Here is a 13471-nt window from a genome sequence, read left to right as displayed (position 1 = left end):
CTATTTCTTCGCTGAATCGTTCGCGGCAGGCGGTGTATGCGGAAGGTCCGCATTGGTCGCCATCCACAACACTTCGGCGTCTTCCTCGCCGGTCGACACCGCCGCGTGACCCGTGCGGCTGTCGAAGTAGAGGCTGTCGCCCGCGTTCAGATGCGTCGGCGCGTACAGCTCCGAATAGAGGCACACGCTGCCGCTGATCACGTAGAGAAACTCCTCGCCTTCGTGGCGGCCCCAGTCGTCGAAAGCGTCGAGCGTGTGCGCCGAGATGCGGATGCGAAACGGCAGCATCGCCTTGTGCGCGAGATCGGTAGCGAGCAACTCCATCTGATAGCCGCGATACGCGTGGCGCTGGCCTTCGTTTTTGCGCGTCAGCGCGCGCCGGCCGCTCGCGCTGACTTTCGGCGTCGAGCCGAACAGTTCGCCGATTTCGATCTTCAGGCCCAGCACGATTTTCTGCAGCACGTCGAAAGTGGGGGACATCAGGCCGTTTTCGATTTTCGACAGTGTCGAGCGGGAGACGCCGCACAGACGGCTCGCGGTTTCGAGCGTCAGATCCTGCGCCTGACGGGCGGCGCGCACGCGCCGGCCGAGATCGGTGGACGCGGTGTCGGCGGATTTGGTGAGATGGGTGTCCATGAGGTTTGCTGCGGGTCGGGTATGCGCTAGATCGGAGCGAGCAATGTTTCCGATCATAACATTTGGCGTGAACAGTGCCTTTGGACGCCGATTCAGGCGCTCGCGCGCTTTTCTCATCGGAAACGCCGCCGCTTTCCCAATCACGTCGACGCGGCGCGCGAACACCTGTGCGCACGCCGTCTTTCACGCATTGCGATTGAAAAGCTCGTTGAGCTGCTTGCCCGCCACCGCGCCGGTGAAGTCGAAGCGGCCATCGGCCAGCGCCTGAGCGGCCTGCATGAAGCCACCCCACGCCGCGCGAGCGAGGCCGCCGCCGACGCTGATCCGCCGCACGCCGAGGGCGGCCACGTCCTGCAACGTCAGCGTCGATGTCGAGCCGATCAGCAGATTGACCGGCTTCGGCGCGACGGCCGCGACCACTGCTTCGATCTGCTCGGGCGTCTGGATGCCGGGCGCATACAGGCAGTCGGCGCCCGCCGCCGCATAGGCCTTCAGCCGCGCGATCGCATCGTCGAGATCGGGCTTGCCGGCGACGAAGTTTTCCGCGCGGCCCACCAGCAGCGTATCGCCGCCGTTCTGATCGATCGCACGGCGCGCCGCGCTGAGCCGTTGCACCGCGACGTCGACCGGAAACAGCGGCGCGGCGGGGTTGCCGGTCGAGTCCTCGATCGACAGACCCGCGACGCCCGTTGCCACCGCGAGCGCCACGCTCTCGGCGACTTCGTCCGGATCGCGGCCGAAGCCGTTTTCGAAGTCGGCGTTGACCGGCAGATCGGTCGCATCGACGATCGCCCGCAGGTGGGCGAGGATCGTTTCGCGCGGCAAGGTGTTGTCCGCGTGTCCGGTCGACCACGCAAAACCAGAACTGGTAGTGGCGAGCGCCTTGAAGCCGAGCGTATGCAGATAACGGGCGCTGCCCGCGTCCCACGGATTGGGCAGCACGAAACAGCCAGACGAGTGCAGCGCGCGGAAAGCGGCGCGTTTTTCAGCGGCGGTGCGGGGCATCGCGGGTCTCCTTGGGGTGAGGGAGCGCGGCTCCCTCGTTGAGGGGAAAACGTCGGTTCAACTGATGCGTGGGCAAATCGGCATTCACCAGGGGAAAGTCTATGTCCGTATCGAAAGCGCGGCTGATGAAATTGGCGGCGACTTTCACAGGTGGTGCGAATAATTCAAAATGCTGACAGGCGAACAAGCCGGCTCAGAAATGCGAAGGACACTTTCATCAAGGAGGCGCGACATGAACATCGCCACGCAGATGCGGTCGATCCCTGCCCTGTTGTTCCTCACACTCGTTGGCTGCGCCGCGGGCGGCGGGAACGGCGGCGCGCAAACCCATCTGAGTGCGACGCAATGCCAGGACCTGACCGACCTCAGGAACAAGGCGCCGGCCACGCATCAGCGGAGCATGAGCGAACTGACAGCTCTGCAGCAGGCAGGCTACCACCCTGAACGACGCTTTGATCCCGACTATCCGGCGAGTCTCGAACGCGCGCAGCGTCAGGTGAACATCTGGTATCAGACGAAATGCCCGCAAGCACGGTCAGGCTGAATCCGCGGCGGCGTCGGAACTAGCGGTACGTTGTTAGCGCCGCACATAAGTAGAAAAGCGAGCGCATGCGTTGAAAACATGCGCTCGCTTCATATCGGTCAGAAACGGCGAAAACCGCAAAGACTGGAAAGCCGCTAACTCACGAGTCTTTCCTCGCTGCGGATATTCGCAACACGTTCGCGACTCGTTATTGACCGTCCGGATTAACTACCATCGGATGATGGCCTGATTGCGACGATCCGCCCATCGGCGACCCGTAACCCGAGGTATCGGCTTGTCCCTTCCCGTTCATCGCGGCGACGCGTGCCTCGGCCGCCTGAATGTCCGCGGGATACTGCGCATCGAGCGAGATGGCCGGGTTATAGCCATTCTGTTCGAGTTGCTGCAGTTCCGCTTTGACTTCGGCTCGCGTGATCGGCTGTTCCGATTGTGCCAACGACGCGACCGGCGCAGCAGCGATCACGGCCGTAAGTACAACTGCCTGGATAAGCGATTTCATGATGTTTCCCTCCGTAGTTGTCTATCGGGCGCCGCAGGATGCCGGCGCCATAAAAACAGTCTAGAAGGGTGCGTACTTCGGGAAAACCACTAGTCGACTAATTCAGTATTGCAGAGAACGGCTAGTCGGCGAGCTGTAATCTCGCCGTCGCGGTGTTCGTAAAACACTGGAAAAGCGCCCGTGAATCTGGTCACACACCTTCGCGCACATCGACGCGATAAGTCGTGATTTGCCGGTAAGTATCGCCGGGTCGCACGATCACTTCGTCCAGGCCGCTCATATTGACCTCGTTCGGAAAACCGCCCGCCTCGAGGCACAAGCCGGCGTGCCGTTGATAGCGAACGCCGCCGCGTCCCGGGTTGCCGTTCAACGCGTTGCCCGTGTAAAACTGCAAGCCCCGCTGATCGGTCGCGACGGTCAGTTCGCGTCCGCTGCCGGGATCGTATGCGCAGGCTACTTCGCGCAGCGGCGGCGCGTGGCCGTGGTCGCCGTTTATCGCGTCTGTCGGCGCCTCGCGCAGCACGTAGCAATGATCGAAGCCGCCAGCGCGCGCGAGTTGCGAGTGCGGCCAGTCGAGCCGGCCGCCAATCGGCGCGCTCTGCCGGAAGTCGAATGCGTTGCCCGCGACGTCGGCGAGCTTGCACGGAATCATCGTCGCGTCGACTTCGAAAAAGCGCTCGGCGTCGATCGACAGCACGTGGCCGCGAATGTCGGTGCCCGCGCGCCCGGTCAGGTTGAAGTACGGATGGCTGGTCAGATTGAGTGGCGTCGGCGCGTCGGTGATCGCTTCGTAGCCGATCGTCAGTGTGCCGTCGTCGTCGAGCGAATAGCGCACCTGCACCGTCACGTTGCCCGGAAAACCGGCGTCGCCTTCGGGTGACTCCAGGCGCATCAGCAGCGCGCCGTCGTCCTCGGCCACGTCCCACAACGCGCGATGAAAACCGACCGTGCCGCCATGCAGCAGGTTCGGGCCTTCGTTGCGATCCAGCGTGTACTCGATGCCGTCGAGCGCAAAGCGCGCGCCCGCAATCCGGTTCGCCCAGCGGCCGATCAGTCCGCCCATGTAAGTCGAGGCCGCCACGTACTCGGCGGGCGTGTCGTGGCCGAGCAGAATATCGCCGAGACGTCCGGCGCGATCCGGCGCGTGCCACGAAACCAGCGTCGCGCCGAGGTCGCTGATGGCGACTTTCATGCCATGTGCATTACGCAGCGTATAGAGCCGGACTCGATCGCCGCCCTGCAGCGTGCCCCATGGTTCGGAAGAGAGTTGTGCGATGCTGATCATGTGGTCGGTGCGAAGAAAAAATAGAAAAGCATGCTCAGCCAGTGGTTTTCGTCTTCGGGCCTACGCGCTCCTGGTATTCGCGCGGCGTGCAGCCGAGTTCGCGGCGAAAAACCGCGTACATGTATTGCAGCGACGTGAAGCCGCAACGAATCGCGACCTCCGCGCTCGACGCATCGCGTTTCGCGAGCAGCGACTTCGCGACGTCGAGCTTGTGGCGCAGGATCTCCTGATGCACGGTGCATTGCCGCTCGCGCCGGAAATACTCTTCGAGCGACGAACGCGACACGCCCACATAGTCGGCCACCTGCTCGGTGCGGATGCCTTGGCACGCGTACTGGCGAATGAAATGGCGCGCGCGCATCACGTACGGACTCGCGAGCGGCTGATGCCGCGTCGATTCGAGCACGTTGATGCCGACCGGCGGCACCAGAATGCGGCGCCCCGGAAAGCGCGCCCCGTGCAGCATCTGATGCAGGATGTGCGCGGCGGTACGGCCCATTTCCTCGGTCCCCTGTATCACCGACGACAGCGGAATGCGCGTCAGCGTGCGCGTGAGCGGATCGTTGTCGATGCCGATGATCGCGACTTCCTCGGGCACCGGAATGCCCGCGATCAGACATGCCTGGAGCAAATGCCGTGCACGCGCGTCGGTCACCGCGATGATGCCGACCGGCTTCGGCAGTTGCCGCAGCCATGTGGTCAGTTGTTCGATGGCCTGATTCCAGGAGGGCGCGCTCGTCGACAGACCGCGATAGATCTCGCTATCGATCTGCGCCGCGCTGCGTCCGTCCGCGCTGCGCAGATGCGCGAAGGCGAGTTCGCGCTGTTGCGCCCAACGGTTTTCCTGCGCCTGCGGCAGGCTGTACAGCGCGAAGTTTTCGAGGCCCGCGCCGATCAGATGCGTGTACGCGAGCGACACGAGCTTGCTGTTGTCGGTCGCGATATAGGGTAAATCCGAGGGGTACTGCGTCGGATCTTCATATGACGAACCGACCGCGACCACCGGCAGCGGACAGTCGCGCAGGGCTTCGCCAACGGCGGGATCGTCGAAGTCCGCGATGATGCCGTCGCCGTCGAAGCGCTGGATACCGGCGAGCCGGCAGCGGAAGTCCTCTTCCAGGAAGAGATCCCACGCGACGCGCGTCGACAGCAGGTAGTTGCCGATGCCGGTGATGATCTCGCGATCGTAGACCTTGTTCGCGTTGAACAGCAGCGCGATCCGATGGGTTGTCTGAGGTGCTTGTGGACGGGTCATGGCGGTGTGCGGCGTGCGGACGATGGACCACGCGCCTTTGTCTCCATTGTGTCGGGTGCCTGGGGGCAATCCCGTTTTTAAGCGTCTGGCTATTCTAGGCGTCGAATCGCGCGCCGGCAGTAAACAAACGCGCGGGCGGTAAGAAACATCAAGCGCGCTGCGAAATTTCGCAATTGCCGGCACATCGTCCAAGCGGCAGCATTGCGTCACCTCGTCGGCCTGCACGGCCAAGTCGCGCGGGTCGCAGTGAAGAATGCAAAGAAAACCTTTCATGGGACCCGAGTAGTCGCCTTGCGGCAACTCGGGCCGACCGGAGACGCCGATGTCCTACTTCGAACACATTCCCGAGATTCGATACGAAGGCCCGCAATCGGACAACCCGCTCGCGTACCGTCACTACGACAAAACCAGGAAGGTACTCGGCAAAACGCTCGAGGAGCATCTGCGTATCGCCGTGTGCTATTGGCATACGTTCGTATGGCCCGGCGTCGATATCTTCGGTCAGGGCACGTTCCGGCGGCCGTGGCAGCAACCCGGCGACGCAATGGAGCGGGCGCTTCAGAAAGCCGACGCCGCGTTCGAATTCTTCTCGAAGCTCGGCACGCCGTACTACACGTTCCACGATACCGACGTCGCGCCCGAAGGCGCGAGCGTCAAGGAATACAGCGAAAACTTCCTGCGCGTATCCGACTACATCGCGCGCAAGCAGCAGGATACCGGTATCAAATTGCTGTGGGGCACCGCGAATCTGTTTTCGCATCCGCGTTACGCGGCCGGCGCCGCGACCAACCCGAATCCGGAGGTGTTCGCCTTCGCGGCGACCCAGGTGCGTCATGCGCTCGACGCGACGCTGCGCCTCGGCGGCGAGAACTACGTGCTGTGGGGCGGACGGGAAGGCTACGACACGCTGCTGAACACCGACCTCGTGCGCGAGCGTGAGCAGTTCGCGCGCTTCCTGCACATGGTGGTCGAGCATAAGCACCAGATCGGTTTCAAGGGCACGCTGCTGATCGAGCCGAAGCCGCAGGAGCCGACCAAGCACCAATACGACTACGACGTCGCGACCGTGCACGGCTTCCTGTTGCAGCACGGTCTCGACAAGGAGATCCGCGTCAACATCGAGGCCAATCACGCGACGCTCGCGGGCCACTCGTTCCATCACGAGATTGCGACCGCGTTTGCGCTCGGCATCTTCGGCAGCGTCGATGCGAATCGCGGCGATCCGCAAAATGGCTGGGATACAGATCAATTCCCGAACAGCGTCGAGGAATTGACGCTGGCCTTCTACGAGATTCTGCGCCACGGCGGCTTCACGACCGGCGGCATGAACTTCGATGCGAAAGTGCGGCGCCAGAGTGTCGATCCTGAAGACCTGTTTTATGGCCACATCGGCGCGATCGATAACCTCGCGCTCGGTCTCGAACGCGCGGCGGTGCTGGTCGAAAACGAGCGACTCGAGCAGTTCAAGCGGCAACGCTACGCGGGCTGGGATGGCGAGTTCGGCCGCAAGATCCTGTCCGGCGAGTATTCGCTGGCAACGCTCGCGGCCGACACGCTGGCGTGCGATCTGAATCCGCGGCATGTGAGCGGGCAGCAGGAACAGATGGAAAACATCGTAAATCAGGCGATTTATAGCGGACGTTGAATAAAGATCGCGCGGCCACGCGGACCGCGCGCACCAGCAAGCTGTGGGTTGTCGCTTGTCCGAGTCTGCGGCTCGCAGCGCAGACCGATACGTCCGGTATTCCGGCGATCACTAACGAAGGAGACAAAAATGAAGTTCGCAATGCGTCGTAACGTACTGAGCTCGCTGCTGTGCGGCGCGGTACTCGCCAGCCTTTCGCTCGCCGCGCCGCTCGCGCATGCCAGCAAGGATCATCCGGAAATCGGCTTCTGCATCGACGATCTGCGTGTCGAGCGCTGGTCGCGCGATCGCGACTATTTCGTCGCCGCAGCGGAAAAGCTCGGCGCGAAGGTGTCGGTGCAGTCGGCCGATGCGAGCGAAGAGCGTCAGATCTCGCAGATCGAAAACCTGATCTCGCGCGGCGTCGACGTAATCGTGATCGTGCCGTTCAATTCGAAGACGCTCGGCAACGTGGTGGCCGAAGCACGCAAAGCGGGCATCAAGGTCGTGTCGTATGACCGCCTGATCCTCGACGCCGATATCGACGCATACATCTCGTTCGACAACGAGAAAGTCGGCGAAATGCAGGCGCAGGGCGTCTACGACGTGCGGCCGAAGGGCAACTACTTCCTGCTCGGCGGCGCACCGACCGACAACAACGCGAAGATGCTGCGCCAGGGCCAGCTGAAGGTGCTGCAACCGGCAATCGACAAGGGCGACATCAAGGTCGTCGGCCAGCAGTGGGTGCCGGAGTGGAGCGCATCGACCGCGCTGCGCATCATGGAAGACGCGCTGACCGCGAACAACAACAAGATCGACGCAGTCGTCGCTTCGAACGACGGCACCGCCGGCGGCGCGATCCAGGCACTCGCGGCGCAAGGCCTCGCGGGCAAGGTACCCATCTCGGGCCAGGATGCCGACCTCGCAGCGGTGAAACGCGTGGCGGCCGGCACGCAGACGATGACGGTCTACAAGCCGCTGAAGCTGATCGCGGGCGAAGCGGCCAAGCTGTCGGTCGCGCTGGCGAAGGGTGACAAGCCGGGGTTCAACGCGCAGTACGACAACGGCAAGAAGAAGGTCGATACGGTGCTGCTGCAGCCGACCAAGCTGACGAAGGCGAACCTCGACACCGTCGTAAAGGACGGCTTCTACACGCAACAGCAACTCGCGAGCAAATAACACTGAGACGGGTTTGATGTGAACGCCACGCTCCCGGGCCGTCGCGCCCGGGAGCGTGCTCGAACATCGGCCCAACTTGCAGCGAGGCATAGCGAATGACGCAACCTCTTCTGACGATGCGCGGCATCGTCAAAGCTTTTTCCGGCGTAAAGGCGCTCGACGGCATCGATCTGACCGTATCGCCGGGCGAATGCGTGGGCCTGTGCGGTGAAAACGGCGCGGGCAAATCGACGCTGATGAAGGTGCTATCCGGCGTGTATCCGCACGGAACCTGGGATGGCGAAATCACCTGGGAAGGCGAAACGCTGAAGGCCGCGAGCGTACGCGACACCGAACGCGCGGGCATCATCATCATCCACCAGGAACTGATGCTCGTGCCGGAGCTGTCGGTCGCGGAAAACATCTTTCTCGGCAACGAAATCACGCTGCCGGGCGGCCGCATGAATTACGCGGCGATGTATCAGCGCGCGGACGAACTGCTGCGCGAACTTGGCATCAGCGGCATCAACGCCGCGCAGCCCGTGATGAACTACGGCGGCGGCCATCAGCAGCTGATCGAAATCGCGAAGGCGCTGAACAAGCGCGCGAAGCTGCTGATTCTCGACGAACCGTCGTCGTCGCTGACCGCCTCGGAAATCGCGATTCTGCTCGACATCGTGCGCGATCTGAAACGGCGCGGCATTGCCTGCGTGTACATCTCGCACAAGCTCGACGAAGTCGCGGCAGTCTGCGACACGATCAGCGTGATTCGCGACGGCCGCCATGTCGCCACCGAGCCGATGCGTTCGCTGACGACCGAGCGGATCATCTCGCTGATGGTCGGCCGCGAGATCAAGAACCTGTTTCCGCGCGAGCCGCATCCGATTGGCGACGTGATCTTCGAAGCCCGCAACGTTACGTGTTTCGACGTGACGAATCCGCGCCGCAAGCGCGTGGACGACGTGTCGTTCTCGTTGCGACGCGGTGAGATTCTCGGCGTCGCCGGGCTCGTCGGCGCGGGCCGCACCGAGCTGATGCAGGCAATCTTCGGCGCGTATGCGGGGATCAGCGAGGCGCACGTCGTGCTCGACGGCAAGCCGCTGAAAATCCGCGCGCCGATCGACGCGATTCGCGCCGGCATCGCGATGGTGCCGGAGGACCGCAAACGCCACGGCATCGTGCCGGGCATGAGCGTCGGCCATAACATCACGCTTGCGGTATTGCAGCGCTTCGCGTCGGGCGGACGCATCGATTCCGCGGCCGAACTCGACACGATTCATACGGAAATGAAGCGGCTTTCCGTGCGCGCCGCGAATCCGATGCTATCGATTGCAAGTCTGTCGGGCGGCAATCAGCAGAAGGCCGTGCTCACGCGCATGCTGCTGACCAACCCGACCGTGCTGATCCTCGACGAACCGACACGCGGCGTCGACGTCGGCGCCAAGTACGAGATCTACAAGCTGATCTTCCAGCTGGCGCAGCGCGGCATGTCGATCGTGATGGTGTCGTCCGAATTGCCGGAAGTGCTCGGCATCAGCGACCGTGTGCTGGTGATCGGCGAGGGCGAGTTGCGCGGCGACTTCGTCAACGACGGTCTCACGCAGGAAGACATTCTCGGCGCCGCGATCCGCCCCGTGCATCTATCTACGAACCCAACCGCAGCGAGTGCCGCATGACTCCCGACGTAACTTCCCAACGCACCGACAACGCCGCGCCGCGAGGCGCATTCGGCGGCACGCAACGGCTGCAGCAACTGTTCGCGCGCTACAAGATTCTCGCGCTGCTGATCGCCGTCGCCGTGATTTGGATTTTCTTTTCGGCGCTCACCCACGGCGCGTTCGTCACGCCGCGCAATCTGTCGAATCTGCTGCGGCAGATGTCGATTACCGGCATGCTGGCGTGCGGCATGGTGTTCGTGATCATCGCCGGTGAGATCGATCTGTCGGTCGGTTCGCTGCTCGGTTTGCTCGGCGGCGTCGCTGCGATTCTCGACGTGAACCGGCACTGGCCGATCGGCGTGACGATTCCGGTCGTGCTGCTGCTCGGCATCGTGGTCGGCTTGTTCAACGGCTGGTGGTCGACGTATCGGCGCGTGCCGTCGTTTATCGTCGGGCTCGGCGGCATGCTCGCGTATCGCGGCATTCTGCTCGGCATTACCGGCGGCTCGACGATCGCGCCGGTGTCGGACAGCTTCGTGTTCGTCGGCCAGGGCTATCTGCCGCGCATTGCCGGGGACACGCTCGCCGTCGTGCTGTTCGTGCTGCTGGCCTTCCTGACGATCCGCCAGCGCGCCAACCGGCAGCGTTATCAACTGCGCGTCGTGCCGTTCTGGCAAGACGTCGCGAAGGTGGTCGGCGCGGGCGCGATTCTCGCCGGCTTCGTCGCGATGCTCGACAACTACGGCGGCATTCCGGTGCCGGTGTTGCTGCTGCTCGCGCTGCTCGGCATCTTCACGTGGATCGCGACGCAGACCGTGTTCGGACGCCGCATTTACGCGGTCGGCTCGAACCTCGAAGCGACGCGCCTGTCGGGTGTCAACACCGACCGCGTGAAGCTTGCGATTTTCGCGCTGATGGGGCTGATGTGCGCGTTCGCCGGCATCGTCAACACGGCGCGGCTCGCCGCCGGTTCGCCGTCGGCCGGCTCGATGGGCGAGCTCGATGCGATCGCCGCGTGCTTCATCGGCGGCACGTCGATGCGCGGCGGTTCCGGCACCGTGTACGGCGCGCTGATCGGCGCGCTCGTGATGGCGAGCCTCGACAACGGCATGTCGATGCTCGACGTCGACGCGTACTGGCAAATGATCGTGAAGGGCGGCATCCTCGTGCTGGCCGTGTGGATCGACGTGGTGTCGGGTTCGAACCGCCGTTGATCCGGTCTTAAGATCGCCTGATCGAATCAGGCGCAAGGTTCGCGGTGTGCCAGCGGTTTTAATCTCGCTCGCACACCGCGGCCCGCGCGATAGCAGTTAATGAAACACCCCACGACTTTCCCCCGCCGCTTTCCGTCCCCGCCTTTCCACGCCGCACGGCCGCTCCAGGTTCACGCGAGGATTTAAGTATCACGCACGCCGATTCGTCTTATTACTATTCGCAGTCAAAGACGGGTGCATCGGCGCTGTCGCCGTTTTCCTACCATCGAGCCAGCCATGCCATGTTGACGCGCAGAACCTTTCTGCTTGGCGGCGCCAGTGCGTTGGGCGGGCTGCTGGTCGGCTGGGGCGTGCTGCCGCCGCGCCAGCGCCTGATGACGTCGACGCCGCTGCCGACGCAAGGCACTCAGGTCGCGCTGAACGGCTGGGTCAAGATCGACACCGACAACCGCGTGACGATCATCGTGCCGAAGGCCGAGATGGGGCAGGGCATCCATACGGGGCTCGCGATGCTGCTCGCCGAGGAACTCGACGCCGACTGGTCGCAGGTGCACGTCGAAGAGGCGCCGATCGACCGGATCTACAACGCGGTGCAGAGCATCGTCGACGATCTGCCGTTTCGCCCGGACGACGACAGCTATGTCCGGCGCGGCACCGTATGGATTACGAGCAAGGCGGTGCGCGAGATCGGCACGATGATGACGGGCGGCTCGTCGAGCATGAACGATCTCTGGACGCCGATGCGCGAGGCCGGCGCGTCGGCGCGCGCGATGCTGATCGGGGCGGCGGCCGACCGCTGGAACGTGCCGGTCCACGAATGTCGCGCGGAAAAGGGCTACGTGCTTCATTCGTGGGGGCATAAGGCGACGTTCGGCGAATTGTCGTCGGTGGCCGCGGGCCAGCCGCTGCCGCGCAGCGTCGTCCTGAAGCAGCCCGCCGACTTCAAGCTGATCGGCCAGCCCGTGCGGCGCATCGAAGCCGCGTCGAAAATCGACGGCGCGGCGCGCTTCGGCATCGACGTGCTGCCGAACGGGTTGGTTTATGCGAGCGTCGTGATGTGCCCGACGCTCGGCGGTACGGTCGCGCATTTCGATGCGACGCCCGCGCAAAAGATGCCGGGCTTCATCAAGGCGCTCGCCGTGCGGCCGTATGCGGGCGGCACCGGCGGCGTCGCCGTGATCGCGGACAACGCGTTTCACGCTATGAACGCGGTCGAGGCGATCAACGTGACCTGGCATCACGGCGAGGCCGCGAAGCTGTCGAGCACGGAGGTGGATCGCCACCTCGTCGACGCGCTCGACCATACGGACGGCCACGTGTATTACGACATCGGCAACGTCGACAACGCGATGAGTCGCGCGGCGCGCAAGATCGAAGCGGTCTATCACGCGCCCTACCTCGCGCATGGCGCGGTCGAGCCGCTGAACTGCACCGTGCAGGTCGCCGACGGCGCGGCGACCGTCTGGGTGTCGACACAAATGCCGCGGCTCGCGCGGCACCATGCGGCGAAAGTGCTCGACCTCGACGTCGATCTCGTCGATGTGCAGACGCAGTTGTTGGGCGGCGCGTTCGGCCGGCGCCTCGAACTCGATTTCGTCGCGCAGGCCGCCGCGATCGCGCGCGAGGCCGATGGCCGTCCGGTGCAAACCATCTGGTCGCGCCAGCAGGATTTCACGCACGACTTCTACCGGCCCGCGTGCGCGGCACGGCTGCAGGCCGGCTTCGACGAGCACGGCAAGCTGGTCGCGTGGCACGCGAAGTCGGCGGGCCAGGCGATCGTGCCGGATGCGCTCGCGCGCTACTACGGCGTGCCGCACATTCCGATCGACAAGACCACCTGCGAAGGCGCGTTCGATCAACCGTACGAGTGGCCGGCCGCGCGCGTGTCGCACAAGATCGTCGAATTGCCGGTGCCGATCGGCTTCTGGCGCTCGGTCGGCCACTCGCATCAGGCCTTCTTCACCGAAAGCTTCACCGACGAAGCCGCCGTCGCGGCCGGCCAGGACCCGATCGCGTTTCGCGCGATGCTGCTCGCCGAGCATCCGCGTCATCTGGCGGTTCTGAAGCGTGTCGAGAAGTTGTCCGACTGGGGAGGTCCGCTCAAACCTGCCGCCGATGGCGCGCGCTGCGCGCGTGGCGTCGCGTTGCACGAGGCATTCGGCAGCGTCGTCGCGCAGGTCGCGGAGGTGTCGGTCGGGGCGAACCGGCAGATTCGCGTGCATCGCGTGGTGTGCGTGATCGATTGCGGTTTACCGGTGAACCCGAACCTGATCCGTCAGCAGATGGAAGGCGGCATCGTGTTTGGGCTGTCGAGCGCGTTGCAGAACGAGATCACGATCGTCAACGGCCAGGTGCAGCAGAAGAACTTCGTGGAGTTTCCGGTCGTGCGAATGAATGTGTGCCCGGCGATCGAAGTCGACATCATGGCGAGTCAGCTGCATCCGCAAGGTGCCGGCGAACCGGGCGTGCCGCCGATCGCGCCGGCGGTGGGCAATGCGGTGTTCGCGCTGACGGGGCAGCGTTTGCGGACGCTGCCGTTGCGGCTTGCATGACGGACGGCGGACAGGCAACAGCTTGCGATGCAGCGTGGCGA

Annotated in this window: 11 protein-coding genes; 6 read left to right on the top strand and 5 right to left on the bottom strand. The window is 64.0% G+C overall.

The genetic code is table 11. The annotated features are described in order from the left end of the window. Together VSR82_RS05470 and VSR82_RS05465 are read right to left on the bottom strand one after the other, a co-directional pair. Entirely contained in the window at nucleotides 1-636 is a 636-nt protein-coding gene (locus tag VSR82_RS05470; RefSeq protein ID WP_429456527.1) for a helix-turn-helix domain-containing protein, read from the bottom strand. 183 nt (nucleotides 637-819) lie between these two features. Then, complete coding sequence (locus VSR82_RS05465) at nucleotides 820-1641, bottom strand: isocitrate lyase/PEP mutase family protein (RefSeq protein WP_429456529.1); 822 nt, start codon at nucleotides 1639-1641, stop codon at nucleotides 820-822. A 232-nt stretch (nucleotides 1642-1873) separates the two neighbouring features. On the opposite strand from VSR82_RS05465, the gene VSR82_RS05460 reads away from it, so the two are divergent. Continuing rightward, complete coding sequence (locus tag VSR82_RS05460; protein ID WP_429456531.1) at nucleotides 1874-2185, top strand: hypothetical protein; 312 nt, start codon at nucleotides 1874-1876, stop codon at nucleotides 2183-2185. A 187-nt stretch (nucleotides 2186-2372) separates the two neighbouring features. Here the strand turns inward: VSR82_RS05460 and VSR82_RS05455 are convergent, their stop codons facing one another. The 3 genes from VSR82_RS05455 to VSR82_RS05445 all read right to left on the bottom strand — a co-directional run bounded on the left by VSR82_RS05455 (nucleotide 2373) and on the right by VSR82_RS05445 (nucleotide 5224). Next, nucleotides 2373-2684 carry a DUF4148 domain-containing protein gene (locus tag VSR82_RS05455; protein ID WP_498857516.1) on the bottom strand — a complete coding sequence of 104 codons (312 nt, stop codon included), beginning with the start codon at nucleotides 2682-2684 and terminating at the stop codon, nucleotides 2373-2375. A 190-nt stretch (nucleotides 2685-2874) separates the two neighbouring features. Then, nucleotides 2875-3969 carry an aldose epimerase family protein gene (locus VSR82_RS05450; RefSeq protein WP_410848834.1) on the bottom strand — a complete coding sequence of 365 codons (1095 nt, stop codon included), beginning with the start codon at nucleotides 3967-3969 and terminating at the stop codon, nucleotides 2875-2877. A 34-nt stretch (nucleotides 3970-4003) separates the two neighbouring features. Next, on the bottom strand, nucleotides 4004-5224 hold the full coding sequence (locus VSR82_RS05445; protein WP_018433875.1) for a XylR family transcriptional regulator: 1221 nt from the start codon (nucleotides 5222-5224) through the stop codon (nucleotides 4004-4006). 322 nt (nucleotides 5225-5546) lie between these two features. Here VSR82_RS05445 and xylA point away from each other — a divergent pair, with 322 nt between their 5' ends. From xylA to VSR82_RS05420, 5 genes are all read left to right on the top strand, one after another. Then, complete coding sequence (xylA, locus tag VSR82_RS05440) at nucleotides 5547-6869, top strand: xylose isomerase (RefSeq protein WP_498857515.1); 1323 nt, start codon at nucleotides 5547-5549, stop codon at nucleotides 6867-6869. Between the two features lie 129 nt (nucleotides 6870-6998). Then, nucleotides 6999-8027 carry a D-xylose ABC transporter substrate-binding protein gene (xylF, locus tag VSR82_RS05435; protein ID WP_013093030.1) on the top strand — a complete coding sequence of 343 codons (1029 nt, stop codon included), beginning with the start codon at nucleotides 6999-7001 and terminating at the stop codon, nucleotides 8025-8027. A 95-nt stretch (nucleotides 8028-8122) separates the two neighbouring features. Continuing rightward, nucleotides 8123-9682, top strand: a complete 1560-nt coding sequence (gene xylG, locus VSR82_RS05430; protein ID WP_368584086.1) for a D-xylose ABC transporter ATP-binding protein — start codon at nucleotides 8123-8125, stop codon at nucleotides 9680-9682. After that, nucleotides 9679-10878 carry a sugar ABC transporter permease gene (locus VSR82_RS05425; RefSeq protein WP_368584085.1) on the top strand — a complete coding sequence of 400 codons (1200 nt, stop codon included), beginning with the start codon at nucleotides 9679-9681 and terminating at the stop codon, nucleotides 10876-10878. The genes xylG and VSR82_RS05425 overlap by 4 nt, the downstream gene beginning before the upstream one ends. A gap of 281 nt (nucleotides 10879-11159) precedes the next feature. Further along, nucleotides 11160-13430 carry a xanthine dehydrogenase family protein molybdopterin-binding subunit gene (locus VSR82_RS05420; RefSeq protein ID WP_429456537.1) on the top strand — a complete coding sequence of 757 codons (2271 nt, stop codon included), beginning with the start codon at nucleotides 11160-11162 and terminating at the stop codon, nucleotides 13428-13430. Nucleotides 13431-13471 lie beyond the last annotated feature (41 nt).

The sequence above is a fragment of the Burkholderia sp. JPY481 genome (assembly GCF_038900515.1).
Lineage (GTDB): Bacteria > Pseudomonadota > Gammaproteobacteria > Burkholderiales > Burkholderiaceae > Paraburkholderia > Paraburkholderia youngii.
Note: the sequence above shows the minus strand (reverse complement) of the source record. Positions and strands in the feature narration are given on the sequence as shown.

Excerpts from the sequence above, each read along its gene's own strand:
- VSR82_RS05460 (WP_429456531.1), top strand. The coding sequence starts at position 1,874 with ATGAACATCGCCACGCAGATGCGGTCGATCCCTGCCCTGTTGTTCCTC.
- xylA (WP_498857515.1), top strand. The coding sequence starts at position 5,547 with ATGTCCTACTTCGAACACATTCCCGAGATTCGATACGAAGGCCCGCAA.
- VSR82_RS05455 (WP_498857516.1), bottom strand. The coding sequence starts at position 2,684 with ATGAAATCGCTTATCCAGGCAGTTGTACTTACGGCCGTGATCGCTGCT.
- VSR82_RS05450 (WP_410848834.1), bottom strand. The coding sequence starts at position 3,969 with ATGATCAGCATCGCACAACTCTCTTCCGAACCATGGGGCACGCTGCAG.
- VSR82_RS05445 (WP_018433875.1), bottom strand. The coding sequence starts at position 5,224 with ATGACCCGTCCACAAGCACCTCAGACAACCCATCGGATCGCGCTGCTG.
- xylG (WP_368584086.1), top strand. The coding sequence starts at position 8,123 with ATGACGCAACCTCTTCTGACGATGCGCGGCATCGTCAAAGCTTTTTCC.
- VSR82_RS05465 (WP_429456529.1), bottom strand. The coding sequence starts at position 1,641 with ATGCCCCGCACCGCCGCTGAAAAACGCGCCGCTTTCCGCGCGCTGCAC.
- VSR82_RS05470 (WP_429456527.1), bottom strand. The coding sequence starts at position 636 with ATGGACACCCATCTCACCAAATCCGCCGACACCGCGTCCACCGATCTC.
- VSR82_RS05425 (WP_368584085.1), top strand. The coding sequence starts at position 9,679 with ATGACTCCCGACGTAACTTCCCAACGCACCGACAACGCCGCGCCGCGA.
- xylF (WP_013093030.1), top strand. The coding sequence starts at position 6,999 with ATGAAGTTCGCAATGCGTCGTAACGTACTGAGCTCGCTGCTGTGCGGC.
- VSR82_RS05420 (WP_429456537.1), top strand. The coding sequence starts at position 11,160 with ATGTTGACGCGCAGAACCTTTCTGCTTGGCGGCGCCAGTGCGTTGGGC.